Raw genomic sequence first — 19,556 nt, forward strand, 5'->3', positions numbered from 1 at the left:
TAGAGGCGAAGGGCCTGGCTCATCCTCGTCCGCAGGAGGCGTACTGGAACCACTACCAGATCCTTGGCGACCCGCAGAACCCCGAGGCTCAGCACGCTCTTACCATGGCTTACGCCTTGGTGGAACGTCTCTCGAAGGGACTGGGGCGGCGGGGACGGGAACGTTTCCTGAGGTTCCCCTTGAACGCCGCCATCGTGGAAACCTGGAACAAAGTCTACGGGCCGGGAAGCGAGCTGCCGCGGGGTCAGGCGCCTCCGCGGCCGGCGTCGCGGAGTCGCGTCGTGCTGGTGGCGCTGCCCGCCCAGGAGGCGCGCGGCCGGGTGGCGAGGAGTGCGTTCGTCGAGGTCTACTGGACCGTGGACAGTGGCGAGACCGATGAGCGCATCCGCCAGGTGAAGGGGCCGGTGGGGCTTCGCCGGGCGAGGATCCTGCGGTTGCTGGCCGAGGCCGACGCCCAGGGCGCCCGACCCCGGGAGCAGGACCTCGCTCGCGTCCTCGGCGTGAGTGTGCGCACGATTCGCGCGGACATCGCCGCGTTGCGCGCGCAGAGCGCGCTGGCCCCCGCCCGCACGGTCCCCCGCTCGCCCCGCCGTCGACCTCCGGCCTCCGCCCCCATCCGCAGCGACGGTCTGCCTGCCGTTCTCCCTGCCGCCAACGAGATGACCGTGTGAGAGGCCTCCGCTATACCTGCCACTGAACACCGCCGGTGGAGGCAGTGCGGGTGACGCTGCGGGGGGAGCGACAGGTCGCCACGCGCGACCTTCTCATGACGATCGAGTTCTCGCGGCCGGTCCACTGGGAGCATCTGGCCGCCCTGGCGCTGACGCTCCGCAGCCGGTCCTGGAATACCGGGGGCCGGCGGGCTGTCCTGAACATGCCTGCACTTCTTCGCATACCAGGATTTCCTGGGGCCGGCGCCAGGGACGCGTCGGGCAAGCAGCCCGTCATGGCAGGCCGGGACGCAGGAGGCGGAGAGGCAGGTCAGGACCGGGGGAGAGCGGGGGCAGGTCGGGACGCGGAGGTGGATCGGTCACATCCGACGACAGGTGTAGGCCGTCGATCTGATGCTCGGCGGGAGCGCCCGCCGCTGGCCGGGCGCCAGGCGAGAGTCGCTCCGGGGTCCTGGACGAGCGAAGGCGCATCCGGGCAGAGGTCAGAGGAGCGGCTCTCGGTCACGCTCCGCGTCCCGGTGGACCCCGATCCGCTGCCCGACCTCCTCTCCTTGCTCCGTCGTCTCTACGCGCTCCTGCGCCCGTCGGGCATCGTGGTGGAGACGGCGCGGGAGGGACAGGGAGAGGGGGTGTGGGCTCACGTCACCGGGCCGGCTCGTGCCGACGGGGCGCAGGCGGTGGCCTTGCTCCGCTCACCTACGGCCTACATCGTCGAGGTCCTGGAGGACGGAGGGATCCTGGTAGTGGAGTCGCCGCTGGTGGGTGCGGGAGTCGGCTGAACCGATCGTCGGTCCTCGGTCTCGGCCCTCTTGCCTCGCCAGCGGCCTCCAGCCTCAAGCGGCCTCTTGGGCTGCCAGCGGCCCTTGCGTTCCAGTGGCTCCTTGCCGTCGCTCACCCTTCCCTTGCCATACCACTCCGACCTCGAGGACGTTCAGATCCAAGGCGAACGGCGGATGCCAGATCTCGCCCCTAACGCTGGCGAGGACCACATCATCTAGATGTCTCCGGCAGCGAGCAGGGCAATTTGCGCGATCTGCCGCGGTTTTTCCGCGCTCGGCGGAGGACTTTGTGGGAGAGCGGAGAATAGAGTGGCATAACGTGGGGATCCGTGGGAAATGCTCAGGGGCGAGTACCGGTACACCCTGGATGACAAGGGGCGCGTGGTCCTTCCCCCCAAGTTCCGACGGGATCTGGGGGATCAGGTCGTCGTCACCCGGGGGTTCGACGGGTGCCTCTGGGTCTACCCCCGGCGCGAGTGGGACGCGGTCGAGAGCCTCCTGCGCGACCTCCCTCCGCGGCGCCGGGACTTCCAGCGCTTCCTCCTGGCCTCCGCGCACGAGGCGGACGTAGATCGGCAGGGGCGGATCTTCCTGCCGGAGGGGCTGCGGGAGTACGCCGGCATCGACAAGGAGGTCGTGGTGGTGGGGCTCGTCAAGCGGCTCGAGCTGTGGAGTGAGCAGCGCTGGAAGAGCCGCATGGACGACCTCCAGCGGCGCGCCGCTGAGATCGCCGAGGAGATCGACCTCAGCCTGTAACCCTCGTCGGCCAGCGGCGCAGGCCGGCGGCGCAGGGAGGCGGAGGAGCGGGCCGGGCGATGGACGAGCACGTCCCGGTCCTGCTGGACGAGGTGCTGGCCCTGCTGCGGCCGCGTCCGGGCGGCGTCTACGTCGACGCGACGGTCGGCCTCGGGGGCCACGCGGAGGCGATCCTGGAGCGCATCGGCCCGACCGGCCGATTGATCGGGATCGACCGCGACGCGGAGGCGCTGGCGCTGGCGCAGGCGCGCCTGGCCCGGTTTGGTGAGGCCGTGCGCCTGGTGCACGCCGACTTCGCCCGCTTCCGTGAGGTGCTGCGGGCGGAGGGCGTCACCGCCGTGGACGGGGTGGTGATGGACCTGGGGGTCTCGTCGCTGCAGCTCAGCCGCCCCGAGCGCGGGTTCTCCTTCCAGGTGGAGGGGCCGCTGGACATGCGGATGGATCGGTCGCAGCGCACCACGGCGGCCGACCTGGTGAACCGGTTGCAGGAGGACGTGTTGCGGGAGATCCTGACCACCTACGGGGAAGAGCGCTACGCGCGGCGCATCGCCCGGGCCATCGTGCGCGCCCGGCCGCTGCGGACGACGACGGAGCTCGCCAGGGTGGTCGAGCGGGCCATCCCGCGCCACCGGTGGCCGCGTGGCATCCACCCGGCGACCCGGACCTTTCAGGCGCTGCGCATCGCCGTGAACCGCGAGCTGGAAACGCTGGAGCAAGCCTTGCCGGACGTGGTGGAGGGCCTGGGGGACGGAGGGCGACTCTGCGTCATCACCTTCCACTCCCTGGAAGACCGCATCGTCAAACACACCTTCCTGCGCCTCTCCCGTGGGTACCCCTCCGGACCCCGGTCCTCCGCCCGTGCCGGTGTGGCCGTCCCTGAGCGTCCGCTGGTGCGCCTCCTCACCCGGCGCCCCATCCGGCCCTCGGCCGAAGAGATCCGACGCAACCCCCGCGCCCGGAGCGCCAGGCTGCGCGCCGTGGAGCGGGTCGCCAGCATGGTCGACGAGCAAGGTTAGAGGAGCAGGCCGGTGCCCGGTCTCTACACCACCGATCCCACCCTCCCGTCGCACCTGAGACCTGAGCACCTCCGGCAGCCGGGTGCCGGCCGCTCCTGCGTGTGCCCTGGGCGGTCGACCGCCTCGGGGAGTGGCTCCCTGAGATGATCGCGCTCGACCGCCGTCCGCCCTCTCCGCCAGTGGTCCTGCCGGCCCGGCGGTCGCGGGAGCGCCCCCTCCCGCGCCGCCGGGTCCGGCGGTCCCCGATGGCCGCAGCGATGGTGGTGGCGGCCCTGGCGATCGCTCCCGCGCTCGGCTACGTCTGGCAACGGACGGAAGCGGCGAAGACCGGCTACACCATCCTTCGGCTCCAGCGCGAGCTCACCGCCCTGCAACGTGAGCACGCGCGCCTCCACACCACCGTCTCCACCCTTCGGTCGCCGCAGCGGGTCGAGCGCATCGCCACCTCCGAGCTCGGCATGGTGCCGCCCCGCCAGCGCCAGCTCGCCGCCATCACCATCCCTCCGGCCATGGCCGCCGCCCCGCAGCCACCCGCCGCCCGCTCCTGGCAGGAGCGGGTGGCGGGCTGGTTAGGGTGGGGTGAGGCGCAGGCGCACGAGCGCCGCAGGTGACCGGCCGGAGCATCCGGTCCCTCCGCCTCGCCGCATCCTCCCGAGCCACCCCCAGGCCGCCCGAGGCCGACCTGCAGGCGCGCGTGCGCCGGCGGGCCGGCGTCGCGCTCTGCCTGGCCTGGCTGGCCCTGGCCGGCCTGGCCGCCCGCCTGGTCGACCTGCAGGTCGTCGAGGCCGGCCGCCTGCGCCGCCTCGCCCTCGACCAGTACCTGGGGGCGCTCGTGCTGCCCCCCAGCCGGGGCCGGATCTTCGACCGGCTGGGCCGCCCGTTGGCGACGAACGTCGAGGCCGAGTCCGTCTATGCCGTGCCGCGGGCGATCCGCCGGCCGCGGGCGTTCGCCGCCCGCGTGGCGCCCGTCCTCGGCGTGCCGGCGGCCGAGATCCTCCGCCGCCTCGACCCCGACCTGTCCTTCGTCTGGCTGAAGCGAAAGGTCCCCGCGGAGACGGTGCAGCGGCTGCGTGCGCTGGGGCTGGAGGAGGAGTTGGGCTTCCTCGTTGAGGAGCAGCGCCGCTACCCCAACGGTCCGCTGGCCGCCCACGTCCTGGGGTTCGTCGGCATCGACAACCAGGGGCTGGCCGGGGTGGAACTGCAGTACGACCGGGTCCTGCGGGGGCGCGAGGGGCGCGCCGTGGTGGGCCGCGACGCCGTCGGGCGGCCGCTGGCGGGCACGGAGCGCCTCGACGCGGTGCGCGAGGACGGTCGGGACCTCGTGCTCACGCTGGACCAGGTCATCCAGCACGTGGTCGAGGCCGCCCTCGACCGCGCCCTCGCCACGACGGGCGCCCGGCGGGCCATGGCGCTGGTGATGGACCCGCGGACGGGCGAGGTGCTGGCCATGGCCGCGCGCCCAGCCTTCGATCCGGCGCGCTTCGACCGGGTCTCCCCGGAGCGCTGGTACAACCGCCCCATCAGCGAGGTGCTGGAGCCGGGCTCGACCTTCAAGCTGGTCACGGCGGCGGCGGCCCTCGACACGGGCCGTGTGCAGCTGCAGGACCGCTTCGGCTGCCCGCCGTTCCTCCAGGTGGGGCGCCACCACATCCGGGACGCCCACCGCTCCTGCCGGACGACCCAGACCCTCGACGACATCATCCGCCACAGCAGCAACGTCGGCATCGCGCAGGTCGCCCGGCGCCTCGGCCGGCCGGTGCTGCACACCTATATCCGGCGGTTCGGTTTCGGAGCTCCAACCGGCATCGACCTGCCCGGCGAGGGTGCGGGGATCGTGCGGCCGCCGGAGGAGTGGCGCGGACCCGGCCTGGAGACCATCGCCTTCGGCCAGGGCATTTCAGCGACCCCCCTGCAGCTGCTGGTCGGGCTCTCGGCCATCGCCAATGACGGCGTCGTGCTGCGTCCCTACGTCGTCCGCATGGTGCGGGACCGGGAGGGGCGCGTGGTGGAGGCGGCGGGTCCGACGGCCGTCAGGCAGGTGGTGCGGCCGGAGGTGGCGCGCACGCTGATGCGCATGCTGGTGCGGGCGGTCGAGGACGGCACCGGGAGGCAGGCGGCCATCCCCGGCTACACCGTGGCGGGGAAGACCGGCACGGCGCAAAAGCCAGCCCCCGGAGGTGGCTACCTGCCGGGGCGTTACGTCGCTTCCTTCCTGGGCTTCGCCCCGGTGCCGCACCCGCGCCTGGCGGCGCTCGTCCTCCTCGACGAGCCCCGGGGCACGTACTACGGTGGCGCGGTGGCGGCCCCGGTTTTCCGCGACATCGCCGTCAGAGCGCTGTGGTACCTGCGCATCCCGCCCGCGCCCGACGACACGCTGCGCCCGTCACCAACCGTGCCGTAAGCGACGCCTCCGGCATCCATCCCGCCCACCTGCTCTGCCGGCCCCCGGAAGTCTAGACCCGGTAGACAGGTGGGCATGAACACTTGGTCGGGCCGACCGTTTGCCCCGCTGAGGCGTCAGGGTCAGCCGGTGCTCTGAGGGGGAGAGCCGTGCCGGGACCGCAGAGTTCGCTGGCCGGAGCCTTCCTGCGCCTGGTCCGCCGCAGGGTCCCCTACCTGCTGCTCATGGCGGGCGCTCTGGCCCTCACCGCGCACCTGGGCTGGCTCGCTATCCCGCCCGGCCCGCTGCTGGCGCTGCTGGCGGCCGCCACCGTCGCCTCGCTGCTCGGGCGGCTCTGGTCCGACGCCCGTCCCTCCACCGGACGCCTCCACGCACGGATCGCCATCCAGACCCTCGCTGCCACCATGGTCATCTACGCCACCGGGTGGGGACCCACCCTCGCCTTCGCCTACCTCTACGCGGCCACGGAGAACATCGCGCTCGAAGGGAGCCGCGCCGTCTGGCCGTCGATCGCCTGGACGGTGCTGTGGCTGGTCGCGGGGCAGGTGGCGGTGGCATCGGGCCTCGTCCCCGTCCTCCTGCCCCACGTGCACGGGGTGGCCCTGCTGGCCGGGCTGGGCGTGGCGGTGGCCATCCGCCTGGTCGGCGCCGCCGCCCGCCGCGCCGAGCGCGCCCAGGCGGAGGTGCGCCGCTCCGAGCAGCAGTACCGCGGTCTCTTCGAGGGGCACCCCCTGCCCATGTGGGTCTTCGACGCGGAGACCCTCCAGCTGCTCGCCGTGAACGACGCCGCGCTGGCGCAGTACGGGTATGCGCGCGAGGCGATCCTGGGGACGCCGCTCCACGCGCTCTGGCCGCCGGAGGCGGTGGAGCGGGTGCACCGGTCGCCGGTGCCGGAGCCCGGCCGGCCGGTGGGGTGCTTCCGGCTGCCGCGTTGCGACGGGTCGCCGGTGGAGGCGGAGGTGACGGTGCACGAGGTGACGTTCGCCAGCCGACCGGCCCGCCTCGTCGCCGCCCTGGACGTCACCGAGCGCGTCCGCGCCGAGGCGCAGTTGCGGACCCTCTCCCAGGCGGTGGAGCAGAGCCCCACCGTCGTCGTCATCACCGACCGCGACGACCGCATCGAGTACGTGAACCCCCGCTTCACGGAGGTCACCGGCTACCGCCCCGACGAGGTGCAGGGGCGTGACGCCGGCCGCCTGTGGGTGCTGCCCCCGAGCGCCCTGGAGGCGATCCGCCGCACGCTTGCCGCCGGCGGCACGTGGCGCGGCGAGGTGCTGGCACGCCGGCGCAGCGGGGAGCCGTACTGGGAGCGCGTGACCGCGGCGCCGATCCGCGACGCCGCCGGCGGGGTGACCGGCTTCGTCCGGGTGGCCGAGGACGTCACGGAGCGGCGGCGGGCCGAGGAGGAGCTGCAGCGACTCTACGCCGAGCTGGAAGCCCGCGTGGCCGACCGGACCCGCCAGCTCGAGGCGGCGAACCGCGCCCTGCAGGCGCGCGAGCAGGAGCTGGACGAGTCGAAGCGCGTGGCCGAGCGCGCCAGCCTGGCGAAGAGCGAGTTCCTCTCCCGGATGAGCCACGAGCTGCGCACTCCGCTCAACGCCATGCTGGGGTTCGCCCAGCTCCTCCGGCGCGAGCCGCTCTCCCCCGAGCAGCAGGAAGCGGTCGACCACATCCTCCAGGCAGGGCGTCACCTGCTCGACCTGATCACCGAGATCCTGGACGTCACCCGCATCGAGGCCGGGCGACTCGCCATCTCCCGGGAGCCCGTCCCCGTGGCGGAGGTGGCGCAGGAGTGCGTGGACCTGATCGCCCCCGCGGCCCGGGAGCGGCAGGTCCGCCTGGCCGTCGACGCGCCGGCCGACCGCACCCTGCACGTCCTGGGGGACCGGCAACGGCTGCGCCAGGTGCTGCTGAACCTCCTCTCCAACGGGGTGAAGTACAACCGCCCGGCGGGCGACCTCACCCTGGCCTGGTACCCCGTCGCCGTGGACCGGCTCCGCATCGAGGTCCGGGACACCGGCCCCGGCATCCCCCGCGAGCGGCAGGCCGACCTCTTCAAGGCCTTCGAGCGCCTGGGCGTGGACCAGCAGCACGTGGAGGGGATGGGGCTGGGGCTGGCCCTCTCCCGCGGGCTCGTCGAGCTCATGGGCGGGCGCATCGGGGTGGAGAGCGAGGTGGGCCGCGGCTCCACCTTCTGGGTGGAGCTCCCGCTGGTGCCGGCTCCCGCCGAGCGCCTGGGGCGGCGGCGGGAGCGGGCGGAGCCGCGCGCCGCTCCGGAGGTGACCGAATGGTACCGGGCGGTCGCGCTGCTCTACATCGAGGACAACCTCTCGAACCTCGAACTCGTCCAGCGCCTGCTCGCCCCGCAGCGGCGCGTCCGCCTCCTCACCGCGGGCACCGGGGAGCTGGGGGTGGAGCTGGCCCGGCAGTACCTGCCAGACCTCATCCTCCTGGACCTGCACCTCCCCGACCTGCCGGGGCGCGAGGTGCTCCGCCGCTTGCGGGAGCACCCGGAGACGGCAGGGATCCCGGTGGTGGTCATCAGCGCCGACGCCACGCGCCAGCGGGCGGAAGAGCTGCTGGCCGCGGGGGCCCGGGCCTACCTGACCAAGCCGGTGGACCTCGACCGGCTTCTGCGCGTGATCGCGGAGGTCTGCACGCCGTCATGGGCGCGGAGCACGAGCTGAGCGACGCCGGCATCCTGATCGTCGACGACAGCCCGGCCAACGTCGCCCTGCTGGAGGTCATCCTGGAGCAGCACGGCTACCGGAACGTCCGCAGCACCACCAGCTCGCACCTGGCCCTGCCGCTCTTCACCCAGGCCCAACCCGACCTGGTGCTGCTGGACCTGCACATGCCCCCGCCCGACGGCTTCACCCTGATGGAGGAGATGCTGCAGCGGGCGGGGCCGGACACCTACCTCCCCATCCTGGTGATCACCGGCGACCTGACCCAGGAGGTGAAGGAGCGGGCCCTGGCCCGGGGGGCCAAGGACTTCCTGACCAAGCCCTACGAGCCCACGGAGGTGGCGCTGCGCATCCGCAACCTGCTGGAGACCCGCCGGCTCCACCTGACGCTGAAGCGGACGAACGAGTGGCTGGAGGCCAAGGTGCGGGAGCGGACCCTCGCGCTGGAGCTGGCCCAGATCGAGACCATCGAGCGACTGGCGCTGGCGGCCGAGTACCGGGACGACCAAACCGGCCAGCACGCCCGCCGGGTGGGCCGCACCGCGGAGCGCCTGGCCCGGGCGCTGGGGCTGGGGGAGGGCCGGGCGGCCATCATCGGGGTCGCCGCCCAGCTCCACGACATCGGCAAGATCGGGATCCCCGACAGCATCCTGCTGAAACCGGGGCCCCTCACCCCCGACGAGATGGAGCTGATGAAGCTGCACACGACCATCGGGGCGCGCATCCTGTCGGGCAGCTCTTCGCCGTTGCTCATCACGGCGGAGACGATCGCCCTCACGCACCACGAGCGGTGGGACGGGCTGGGCTACCCGCGCGGCCTGCGCGGGGAGGAGATCCCGGTGGAGGGGCGGATCGTCGCGGTGGCCGACGCCTTCGACGCGCTCACCTCGCCGCGTCCGCACCGGGCGCCGCTGGGGCCTCGGGAGGCCTGGGACGCGCTGCTGGGCGGGGCGGGCCGGCAGTGGGACCCGCGCATCGTGGAGACGCTGGCCCGCGTGCTGGAAGAGGAGGGGACGTAGGGAGCGGCGCTCTCCCGGGCCCGGAGCGCTCTTCGCCCGGCGCTGCCGCGCGGCGGCCTAACGGCGCCGCCCGTCGGGCATACCCTCAGGTGAAACCCCCTGGCGAGCGCGACGATGCACACGGCCCCGTCTGCGGCGAGAGACCCGGGAGCTCCGGGAGGGTGGAGCCTGGCGCTGGCCCTCCAGGTGGTGGCCTTCGCGGCGGTGGCCGTTCTGTTGGTGATAGGCCCGCGCGGGACCAGCCTCCTCACCCGCACGCTGGAGGGCGCCGACCTGTTCCTCACGACGGCCCTGGAGCGCGGCGACGGTCCCGAGGTGCGCATCGCCCCGCCCGTCATCCGGGAGCCGGCGGCGCTGCCGATGTCCCAGCGAGTGGAGCGCCAGGTCCCGCAGGACACCCCGGCGGCCCACCGCCCCTCCACCGGCCCGGCTTCGATGGCTTCTCCGCCACCGGCCCGGGCTCGGAAGCCCGCCGCGGCGCCCTCGGCGACGGCCGGCCGCAGCGCCTCCGCCCACAGGAGCACACGGCAGGCTCCAGCGGCCACGCCTACGGCCGCCACCCTCTCCCCCACGCAACGCCGCTTCCAGGCGCTGATGGTGGATGGCCGGGTCCTCTTCCGCGCCGGGTGGTTCGGCCCGGCCGTGGGCCGCTTCCGCCAGGCCACGCGCTTGATGCCCTCGGACCCCGAGGCGTGGTTGTGGCTGGGGCGGGCCGCCTTCATGGCGGAGCGGCACGACGAAGCGCGGGAGGCCCTCCGCCGCGCCGCGGCGCTGGCGCCCGGCACCGCCTTCGCCCGCGACGCCGCTACCCTCCTGGCCCAGCTCCCCTGAGGCACCGACCGCTACCGGGTCGACGCCGGCAGCCGGCCCGAAGCGATACACTGGAGCCGTGACCGAACCTGTGCTCTTCCGCCAGGGTGACGACTTCCTCGTGGCGGCCGTGGAGGGCGACCACTTCCAGTCCCTGGACCAGGTGGAGGCCGCGGCCGAGGCGCTGGAGCGCCTGGGGTTAGTCCGCCGGGAGCCGGTGGAAGGTGGGGAGCGCTGGGTGGTGGTGCGGGACATCACCGCGAGCCAGCTCGCCGCCATCCTGACTGCGGACCACAAGCAGCGGGAGGCCGGTTCCTAGTCGGTGCGCTGGCTGCGCCTGCTCGGAGTTCTGGCGGCCGGTGGGGCGCTGGGACTCGTGGCCCTCTACCTCTGGTATGTGCGCGCCCTGGGGGTCCGGCCGCAGGTGGTGGAGGCGCCCGGGCTGCGGTGGACGGCCCGGGCGCCGCTGCCGCGGGCGCGCACCGAGGTCACGGCCGCCGTCCTGGGCGGCCGCGTCTACGTGATCGGCGGCTTCGACGGGTGCGCCCGCACCACCGCCACCGTCCAGGTGTACGACCCCGCCACGGACCGCTGGCACCTCGGCCCGCCGCTGCCCCATCCCGTCCACCACGCCATGGCCGCCGCCGCCTCCGCCCGGCTCTTCGTGGTGGGCGGGCTCAGCGGCGTGCGCTTCGCCCCCAGCGCACGAGTGTTCGCTTTTGATGGCGGGCGCTGGACCGAGGTGGCCCCGCTGCCGGAGCCGCTCGGGGCGGCGGGGATCGCGGTGGTGGGCGGGCGGATCCACGTGGTGGGCGGGGTGGGCCGCATGGGTGACGTGGCCGCCCACTATCGCTACGACCCCGCACGGGACGCCTGGACCCGCCTGGCCCCCCTGCCCGTGGCCCGCGACCACCTGGCTGCCGCCGCGCTGGACGGCCGCCTCTACGCGATCGGCGGCCGGCTGGGCGGAAACTACGCCCGCAACCTCTCCCGCGTCGACGTCTACGACCCCCGGACCGACCGCTGGCAGCCGGGACCCGCGCTCGCCATCCCCCGGTCGGGGCACACAGCCGCTGTCGTGGGCGGACGCCTCGTGGTGCTGGGGGGCGAGGAGCCGGGGCGGACGATCGCACCGGTCGAGCTCTTCGACGGGCGCCGGTGGAGTGCGCCCACCCGCCTGCCCACCCCGCGTCACGGCCTGGGCAGCGCGGTCGTGGACCGGGCGGTGGCCGCGCTGGCCGGCGGCCCGCGCCCGGCGCTGTCGGTCTCCAGGGCTCACGAGGTGCTGGTCCTGGAGGAGTAGGGAATGGTCGGCAGTAGGGAGGCGCGGAGGGCCGGCCGAATCTTCTCCCCATGCGCTTTCTGACCTACGTGGAGGACGGCGTCCCGCGGCTGGGGCTGCTGGACGGGGAGATGGTGCTGGATGTGGCGCGGGCCCACCGCCGGCTGCTGGGGCGGGCCCGGGCGCATGAGGCCATCGGCGACCTGCTCACCTTCATCGAGCGCGGCTCGCTCGGACTGGCCCGGCGGCTGCTGGCGCTGGGCCGCGCGCAGCGAAAGGCCGCCGGGCTGTGGCGCCCCCTCGGAGGCCTGCGCCTGCTGGCGCCGATCCCCCGGCCGCGGAAGAACATCTTCTGCATGGGGCGCAACTACGCCGCCCACGCCCGCGAGAGCGGCGGCACCGTCCCCGACGCGCCGGTGTGGTTCACCAAGCCCCCGACGGCCGTCGTGGGACCGGAGGCGCCGGTCGTCCACCACGACGCCACCGCCGCGCTGGACTACGAGGCGGAGCTCGTCGCCGTGATCGGTCGGCGAGGGCGGGACATCCCGGAGGCCCGGGCGCTCGAGTACGTCTTCGGCTACACGGTGATGAACGACGTCACGGCGCGCGACCTGCAGCGGGGGCGGGGCCAGTGGTTCAAGGGGAAATCCCTCGACACCTTCGCGCCCCTGGGCCCCTGGGTGGTGCACCGGTCGGCCATCCCCGACCCGCAGCGCCTGGTGGTCCGCTCGCGGGTGAACGGGGAGAGGCGGCAGGAGGCCACCACGGCGGACATGGTCTTCACGGTGCCCCAGCTCATCGCCGACCTCTCGCACGGGCTCACCCTGGAGCCGGGGGACCTCATCGCCACCGGGACGCCGGAAGGGGTGGGGATGGGTTTCTCACCGCCAAAGTGGCTTCACCCCGGGGACGTGGTGGAGGTGGAGGTCGAGGGGATCGGCACGCTGCGCAACCGGATCGTCGCACCGCCCAAGCGCTGAGAGGAATGACGGGGAGGGCCGCAGGGCCAGCGCCAGCACGGCGGGATCCTCCCGCGGGAAGTGCTTCCGCAGGTGGGTGATGCCACCGCCCTGTCCTGGCGCATGAGCTGATTGCCCCGCCGCACGGCGCGGATCCACCGGCGCAGCACGGCCCCCTGCTGGTTGGCGTAGACGTTGTGCACCGCCACCCTGGGCGTCTACCGGCTGACGTTCCGGGCCCGCGCCACCTCGTGGTCGGTGTTAATGTGGAGACGATGCGCCTGACGGACCTCCTCGCCCCTCTGGACGGGGCCCGGGTCCATGGGGACGCGGCCCGCCCGGTGCGCGGGCTGGCCTACGACTCCCGGCAGGTGGCTCCGGGCGACCTCTTCGCGGCCATCCGCGGCTTTACCCACGACGGCCACGCCTTCGCCCCCGACGCCGTGGCCCGCGGAGCGGTGGCCGTCCTGGTGGAGCGCCGGCTCGCCCTGCCGGACGGCGTCACCCAGGTCGTGGTCCCCGACACCCGCGCCGCGCTGGGGCCGCTTGCGGCCGCGTTCTACGGCCACCCCTCCCGCGACCTGGTGGTCATCGGCGTCACCGGCACCAACGGCAAGGGGGTGACGACCTACTTCGTCGATGCCATCCTGGCCGCCGCCGGGCACCGCCCCGCCGTCATCGGTACCATGGGGGTGAAGGGGCCGCAGGGGACGGCGGAGACCGCCCGCACCACCCCGGAGGCGCCCGACCTGCAGCGGCTGTTGAGCGACCTGCGCGGCCAGGGCGTCACCCACGTGGCCATGGAGGTGGCCTCACACGCGCTGGCGCTGCACCGCGTGGCGGGGACGCACGTGCGCGTGGCCGTCTTCACCAACCTGACGCGCGACCACCTCGACTTCCACGGGACCTTCGAGGCCTATCGGGACGCCAAGCGCCGCCTCTTCGAGATGGTGGCGCCGGACGGCGCCGCCGTGGCGAACGCCGACGACCCCGCGGGCGAGGTGATGGCCGCTGCCAGCCGCGCGCCGGTCCTGCGGTTCACGCTGCGCCCCCCGGGGGCACTGCCGGCCGGATGGGTCGCGGCCCGCGACGTCCAGCTGGAGCTGCACGGCTCGACCTTCACCCTGGAGGCGGAGGGGCGCCGGGTGCCGGCGCGGCTGCGCATCGGCGGCGGGTTCAACGTGGCCAACGCGCTGGCGGCCGTGGGGGTGGGGCTGGCCCTCGGGGTTCCGCTCGAGACCGCCGCGGCGGCGCTGGCCGAGGTGCGCGGCGTGCCCGGGCGCTTCGAGCCGGTGGAGGAGGGGCAGGGGTTCGCCGTCGTCGTCGACTACGCCCACACGCCCGACGGGCTGGAGAACGTCCTGCGCACTGCCCGGCAGATCACCCCCGGGCGCGTCATCGTGGTCTTCGGGTGCGGAGGCGACCGCGACCGCACCAAGCGGCCGGTCATGGGGCGCCTGGCCATGGAGCTGGCCGACCTGGCGGTGGTCACCTCCGACAACCCGCGCAGCGAGGAGCCGCGGGCCATCATCGAGGAGATCCTCGAAGGCGCGCGTGCGGTGCCCTCGGCGCGCTACGCCGTGGAGCCCGACCGCCGGGCCGCCATCGCGCTGGCCATCGCCGAGGCCCGGCCGGGCGACTGCGTCGTCATCGCCGGCAAGGGGCACGAGCCCTACCAGGAGATCGCCGGGGTGCGCCACCCCTTCGACGACCGGGCCGTGGCCCGCGAGGTGCTGCGGGCCCGCCTGGGGGCAGGCGGCGCCGGCCCCACCGGACCTGCCGGGACCGGGGCGCGCCCGGGCCGGTCCGCATGACCACAGCCGACGGGTTCACGCTGACGCTCGCCGAGGTGGCGCGCGCCACCGAGGCGACGGTGCCCCCACCCTGGACCATGGCGGCGCTGGAAGGGATGCGCCCGGCGGGCGTCTCCACCGACACACGCACGCTGCGCCCGGGGGAGCTCTTCGTGGCCCTGCGCGGCCCGCGCACCGACGGGCACGCCTTCGTCCCGGAGGCGTTCGCCCGGGGCGCGGCCGGGGTCGTGGCGGCCCGGCTGCCCGACGGTCCGGCCGGCGGGCCGGTGCTGCTGGTGGCGGACACCCTGCGGGCGCTGGGCGCCATCGCCGCGGCCCACCGCCGCCGCCTCGGCGCGCGGGTGGTCGGGGTGACCGGCAGCGTCGGCAAGACCACGACGGTGGCGCTGACCGCCGCCGTGGCGGAATCGCGCTTCCGCACGGTGCGCTCCGAGGAGGCGTGGAACGCCGAGGTGGGCGTGCCGCTCACGCTCCTGCGCGCCACGCCCGCCACCGAGGTCGTGGTGGTGGAGATGGCCATGCGCGGGCGCGGGCAGATCGCCGAGCTGGTGGAGGTGGCCCGGCCGCAGGTCGGGGTCGTGACCACGATCGGCGAGTCCCACCTGGAGCTGCTCGGGTCGGTGGAGGCGATCGCCGAGGCGAAGGGGGAGCTGGTGGCGGGGCTGCCGGCAGACGGCGTGGCGGTGCTGAACGCCGACGACCCCTGGAGCCCTCGGCTGGCTGCGCTCGCCGGGACGCGGCGGATTGTCTGGTACGGGATGGCGGAGGGGGCCCGGGTCCGCGCCACCCGCGTGGCCCATGCGGCGGTGGGGACGCGCTTCCATCTGCTCGTCGCGGGGGAAGCGCGGCGGGTGCCGGTGGCGCCGGAGGTGAGCGGAGACCAGGGCGTCCCGGCTGCGCGCGGGGACGCGGAGGTGGAGGTGGCCCTGCCGCTACTTGGCCCGCACAACGTCCGCAACGCCCTGGCCGCGGCGGCGGTGGGCGTAGTGCTGGGGGTGGACCCGGCCGCCATCGCGCGGGCGCTCGGGCAGGCGGCGCCGCCGCACATGCGCCTCGAGGTGGAGCGGGTCGGCGACCTGGTCCTCGTGAACGACGCCTACAACGCCAGCCCGCAGTCGATGCGCGCCGCCTTCGAGGTGGTGGCCCACCTCGCCCCCGGCCGCCGGCGCGTCCTCGTGCTGGGCGACATGAAGGAGCTCGGCCCGGCTTCGCCCGCGCTCCACGAGCAGGTGGGGCGCGAGGCGGCCGCCCTCGGCCCGGCGGTGCTGGTGGCGGTCGGGCCGGAAGCGGCGGCCCTGGCCGCCGGCGCGCGGACGCAGCTTCCCGCCGCGCGCGTCCTGCACGTGGCGGACGCCGACGCGGCGGCGGCGCTGCTCCCGGACCTCGTGCGGCCCGGCGACGTCGTCCTGGTGAAAGGCTCCCGGGCGATGGCCCTCGAGGGCGTGGTGGCCACGTTGCGCCGGGCCCGCGCGCCCTCCGCGCCCGCCTGATGGGGTGGGCCGCGGCGGCGGCCTGCCTCGCCGCCCTGTTCGTCCTGCTGGCCGGCCCGCGCACCATCCGCGTGCTCGTCGCCTGGAACGCCGGCCAGCCCATCCGCGAGGACGCCCCCTCGCGCCACCAGAGCAAGGCCGGCACCCCGACGATGGGCGGGGTGCTCTTCATGGGCGCCGCGGTGGTGGCCGCCGCCCTGCTGCAGCCGCTCACGAGCCTGCTCGCCGCCGCGGTGGTGACGGTCCTGGGCTTCGGCGCCATCGGGCTGGTCGACGACCTGCGCAAGGTGCGCCGCGGGCGGAACCTGGGGCTGCGGGCGCGGGAGCGGCTGACGGCACAGCTCGCCCTGGCCGCCCTGGTCACCCTCTACGTGATGGCCCGCGTCCCCTACGGCTCGACGGTGGCGCTGCCCTGGGTGGGGCGGGTGGAGCTGGGCTGGCTCTACCTGCCGCTGGGGACCGCCTACCTGGTCGGGTTCGTGAACGCGGTAAACCTGGCCGACGGGCTGGACGGGCTGGCCGCCGGGCTGGGGGCGCTGGCCGCCGGGGCGTACGCCGCGGTCGCCTTCCACCACCACGCGCAGGGGCTGGGGGTCTTCGCCGCCGCCACGAGCGGGGCGGCGCTGGCCTTCCTCTGGTTCAACGCCCACCCCGCGCAGATGATCATGGGGGACGTGGGGAGCAACGCCCTGGGCGCGGCGCTCGGCGCGTTCGCGCTGCTCACCAAGACCGAGCTCGTCCTGGTCGTGGTGGGCGCGCTCTTCGTGGCCGAGGCGGCCTCGGTCCTGGCCCAGGTGGCCTACTTCAAGGCCACCGGCGGGCGGCGCATCTTCCGCATGAGCCCCCTCCACCACCACTTCGAGCTGGGCGGGTGGACGGAGACGCAGGTCGTCGTGCGCTTCTGGCTGCTCGGCGCGCTGGCGGCGCTCGTCGGGCTCGTGGGGGTCTTCTGAGCCCGCCCGTGTCCGCCCGCGTGGCTCCCCTCGACCTCGGCCGCGTCGGCGATCCCCGGCTGCGGGAGCGCCTGGACCGGGTGCGCGGGCTGCTGGCCGGACGGGCCGTCCACGTGCTCGCCCCCTCCGGCACGGAAGGGTCCACCGTCATCGACTTCCTGCTGGCATTGGGGGTCGGGCCTATCACCGCGCACGACCTGGCCGCGGACCCTGCGGCCTTCGCCGCCGCGTTCCACCGCACCCACCCCTGGCTGGACGAGCACGCGCGCGCGGCCGCCCTGCGCCGGCTGCTGGAAGCCCCGATCACCCTGCGCTACCGCGACCGCTACCTGGAGGGGATCGCGGACGCCGGGCTGGTCGTCCTCCCCCAGTCCTGGTTCCGCCACCCCGAGAACGCCCCGCTGCGCGCGGTGCGGGAGCAGATCCCGTGCACCTCGATGACGCGCCTCTTCTTCGAGGTGGCCCCGGGGCCGGTGGTGGGGGTGACGGGGACGAACGGGAAGTTCACCGTGGCGATGCTGGTGGCGGAGATGGTGCGCCAGGCGGGAGGGGCCGTGGTGGTCTCGGGGAACGACCGCACCCACGTCCCCGCGCTCTACGCCCTCGACCGGCTGACCGCCCGCACCTGGCTCGTCCTGGAGGTGAGCAACCGGCAGCTCGTGGACCTGGCGCCGCGCGGCCGGGACCCGCGCCTCGACGAGGTGACCTACAGCCCCCACATCGGCGTGGTCACCAACCTGGCCCCCCACCACCTCGACGACCACGGCTCTCTCGAGGCGTACGCGGCGGTGAAGGCCTCCCTCCTGGCCCGCCAGCGCTCGGGCGACCACGCGGTGCTGAACCTGGACGACCCCCACACCCGGGCGATGGCCGCAGTGACCGCGGGGACGGTCTCCTGGTTCAGCGCTGCAGAGCCGGTCGAGGGTGGCGCCTGGGTGGCGGGAGGGCGGCTGTGGGTCCGCCCCCCCGACGGTCCGGCCGGGGCCGCATCGGCCCAAGCCGGCCCCGCCCGCCCCGTGCTGCCCGTGCGCGACCTGCCGCTGCCCGGGCCGGCCATGGTGGCCAACGCGCTCGCCGCCTGCGCGGCCGCCGCCTGTGCCGGGGTGCCGGTGGAGGCGATGGCGGCCGTCCTGCGCCGCTTCCGCGGCTTCCCCTACCGCTTCACCTACGCGGGGACCTTCGGCGGGGTGGCCGCCTACGAGGACTCGCTCGCCACCAACCCGGCCGCCGCGGCCGCCGCCATCCGGGCGCTGGACCGCCCCTTCCTGCTCATCGCCGGCGGCTGGCGCCGCGGGGCCGCACCGCAGGACTTCGCGCCGGTGATCGAGGCGCTCCAGGCGTCCGGGCTGTGCAAGGCGGTGTTGCTCATCGGGGCGACCGCTCCGGTCCTGGCCGCCGCCCTCGATGCGCTGCCTGTGGACCGCCGCCCCACGGTGGTGCGGGCGGGGACGCTCGAGGCCGCCGTGGCCGAGGCGGCGCGCCTGGCCGTGGAGGGGGACGCGCTGCTCCTTTCCCCGGGGTGCGAGTCCTTCGACCAGTTCGCCGACTACCGGGAGCGCGGCGACCGCTTCCGGGCGCTCCTGCCGCAGCTGGGACCGGCGGCGCCCGACCCGGACGGCGGAGGAGATCGGCGGGCACCCGGGAAAGTTACAGGCAACTGAATACACACCCTGTCCGCACCTCATGGAGACCATCCGCCGCCGCGCCCCAGACTTCTGGCTCTTTGCCGCCGTCCTCGCGCTCATGGGTCTCGGCCTGGTGATGGTCTACAGCGCCAGCGCCATCGTGGCGCTGGACGCCTACGGGGACAGCGCCTTCTTCCTCAAGCGGCAGCTCCTCTGGACGGTGGTGGGGCTGGGGGCCATGGGGATCACCGGCACGACCCGCTACACCCGCCTCCGCCCTCTGACCCCCCTTCTGCTCCTGCTCGTCACCGTGGCACTCTGCCTGGTGCTGGTCCCGGGGGTCGGCCGGGTCGCGGGCGGCGCGCGGCGCTGGCTCACCCTGGGGCCGCTCAACCTGCAGCCCGCCGAGGCGGCGAAGCTCGTCCTGGTGCTCTACCTGGCCAAGGTGCTCGCCGCGCGCCCGGGGCCGGGCAGCTCCGCGCATGCGGGCGGGCGGCAGTGGGCCGGTCCGGTCCTGCTCGCCGCCACCTGGTGCGGGCTGGTGCTGGTCCAGCCGGACATGGGCTCGGCGCTGATGCTGGCCGCCATTGGCGGGGGCATGGCCTTCCTGGCCGGCACGGGCCTCCTGCGGCTGGCCGCCGCCGCCGTCCTGGCCCTGCCGGTGGTGGGGGCCGCCGCGTTGCTGGAGCCCTACCGCGTGCGCCGCCTCCTGGCATTCCTGGACCCGTGGGCGGACCCGCGCGGCAGCGGCTTCCACATCATCCAGTCGTTGCTGGCGCTGGGCTCCGGCGGGGTGCTGGGCCTGGGGTTGGGGGAGAGCCGTCAGAAGTTCTTCTACCTGCCCGAGCGCCACACCGACTTCATCTTCGCTATTGTCGGTGAGGAGCTGGGGCTCGTGGGCACCGTGGCGGTCCTGGCGCTGTTCGCGCTCGTGGCCGCACGCGGATTCGGCATCGCTCGCCGGGCTCCGGACCGCTACGCCGCCCTGCTGGCCGGAGGGATCACCGCCGCCGTGACCGGCCAGGCCGTCCTGAACATCGGGGTGGCCACGGGGGTGCTGCCCGTGACGGGCGTCCCGCTGCCCTTCATGAGCTTCGGGGGGTCTTCGCTGCTCTTCACCTGCGCCGGGGTGGGCATCCTCCTCAACATCTCCCGGTACGCCGCGCGCCGTCCGGGCGAGGCGCCCGCCGGTGCCGCGGCGGGCGGCCGCGCCGCAGGAGGTGGCCGCGCCGCAGGAGAGCGAGGGCGCCTGGCGCAGGGCCGGGAGCGCCGGATGCTGCGTCCGGCCACCTGA

At 74.7% G+C, this 19,556-nt stretch carries 17 protein-coding genes; all 17 read left to right on the forward strand.

The features are described 5' to 3' along the window. A partial coding sequence (locus RB146_11890) for a DUF1670 domain-containing protein (GenBank protein ID MDQ7829669.1) occupies nt 1–671 on the forward strand: 671 nt, incomplete at its 5' end. A gap of 518 nt (nt 672–1,189) precedes the next feature. Next, entirely contained in the window at nt 1,190–1,450 is a 261-nt protein-coding gene (locus RB146_11895; protein MDQ7829670.1) for a hypothetical protein, read from the forward strand. A 336-nt stretch (nt 1,451–1,786) separates the two neighbouring features. Continuing rightward, a complete protein-coding gene (gene mraZ / locus RB146_11900; protein MDQ7829671.1) occupies nt 1,787–2,206 on the forward strand; it encodes a division/cell wall cluster transcriptional repressor MraZ in 420 nt (139 codons plus the stop codon). A 59-nt stretch (nt 2,207–2,265) separates the two neighbouring features. After that, nucleotides 2,266–3,222, forward strand: coding sequence for a 16S rRNA (cytosine(1402)-N(4))-methyltransferase RsmH (gene rsmH / locus RB146_11905; protein MDQ7829672.1), 957 nt, complete (start codon nt 2,266–2,268; stop codon nt 3,220–3,222). Between the two features lie 143 nt (nt 3,223–3,365). Further along, entirely contained in the window at nt 3,366–3,833 is a 468-nt protein-coding gene (locus RB146_11910; GenBank protein MDQ7829673.1) for a cell division protein FtsL, read from the forward strand. An 83-nt stretch (nt 3,834–3,916) separates the two neighbouring features. Next, nucleotides 3,917–5,623 (forward strand): penicillin-binding protein 2, encoded by a 1,707-nt coding sequence (locus tag RB146_11915; GenBank protein MDQ7829674.1) that lies wholly within the window; start codon nt 3,917–3,919, stop codon nt 5,621–5,623. 149 nt (nt 5,624–5,772) lie between these two features. Then, on the forward strand, nt 5,773–8,310 hold the full coding sequence (locus tag RB146_11920) for a PAS domain S-box protein (GenBank protein ID MDQ7829675.1): 2,538 nt from the start codon (nt 5,773–5,775) through the stop codon (nt 8,308–8,310). Continuing rightward, the gene (locus RB146_11925; GenBank protein MDQ7829676.1) at nt 8,289–9,329 is read left to right on the forward strand and encodes a response regulator; all 1,041 of its coding nucleotides are present in this window, start codon (nt 8,289–8,291) and stop codon (nt 9,327–9,329) included. Before RB146_11920 ends, RB146_11925 begins: the two co-directional genes overlap by 22 nt. A 114-nt stretch (nt 9,330–9,443) precedes the next feature. Continuing rightward, nucleotides 9,444–10,160, forward strand: coding sequence for a tetratricopeptide repeat protein (locus RB146_11930; protein MDQ7829677.1), 717 nt, complete (start codon nt 9,444–9,446; stop codon nt 10,158–10,160). 58 nt (nt 10,161–10,218) lie between these two features. Then, nucleotides 10,219–10,458 (forward strand): hypothetical protein, encoded by a 240-nt coding sequence (locus RB146_11935; protein MDQ7829678.1) that lies wholly within the window; start codon nt 10,219–10,221, stop codon nt 10,456–10,458. Between the two features lie 3 nt (nt 10,459–10,461). Then, the gene (locus RB146_11940; protein ID MDQ7829679.1) at nt 10,462–11,442 is read left to right on the forward strand and encodes a galactose oxidase; all 981 of its coding nucleotides are present in this window, start codon (nt 10,462–10,464) and stop codon (nt 11,440–11,442) included. A 50-nt stretch (nt 11,443–11,492) separates the two neighbouring features. Beyond that, a complete protein-coding gene (locus tag RB146_11945) occupies nt 11,493–12,401 on the forward strand; it encodes a fumarylacetoacetate hydrolase family protein (GenBank protein ID MDQ7829680.1) in 909 nt (302 codons plus the stop codon). 254 nt (nt 12,402–12,655) lie between these two features. Continuing rightward, complete coding sequence (locus RB146_11950) at nt 12,656–14,194, forward strand: UDP-N-acetylmuramoyl-L-alanyl-D-glutamate--2,6-diaminopimelate ligase (GenBank protein ID MDQ7829681.1); 1,539 nt, start codon at nt 12,656–12,658, stop codon at nt 14,192–14,194. Continuing rightward, nucleotides 14,191–15,684 (forward strand): Mur ligase family protein, encoded by a 1,494-nt coding sequence (locus RB146_11955; protein ID MDQ7829682.1) that lies wholly within the window; start codon nt 14,191–14,193, stop codon nt 15,682–15,684. Before RB146_11950 ends, RB146_11955 begins: the two co-directional genes overlap by 4 nt. Next, nucleotides 15,684–16,637: a phospho-N-acetylmuramoyl-pentapeptide-transferase gene (gene mraY / locus RB146_11960; GenBank protein ID MDQ7829683.1), complete on the forward strand. Its 954-nt coding sequence runs from the start codon at nt 15,684–15,686 to the stop codon at nt 16,635–16,637. The genes RB146_11955 and mraY overlap by 1 nt, the downstream gene beginning before the upstream one ends. A gap of 8 nt (nt 16,638–16,645) precedes the next feature. Beyond that, nucleotides 16,646–18,298, forward strand: a complete 1,653-nt coding sequence (gene murD / locus RB146_11965) for a UDP-N-acetylmuramoyl-L-alanine--D-glutamate ligase (GenBank protein ID MDQ7829684.1) — start codon at nt 16,646–16,648, stop codon at nt 18,296–18,298. A 22-nt stretch (nt 18,299–18,320) separates the two neighbouring features. Continuing rightward, entirely contained in the window at nt 18,321–19,556 is a 1,236-nt protein-coding gene (gene ftsW, locus RB146_11970) for a putative lipid II flippase FtsW (protein MDQ7829685.1), read from the forward strand.

This window comes from Armatimonadota bacterium (assembly GCA_031081585.1).
In the GTDB taxonomy this organism is placed as follows: Bacteria; Sysuimicrobiota; Sysuimicrobiia; order Sysuimicrobiales; family Humicultoraceae; genus Geohabitans; species Geohabitans tengchongensis.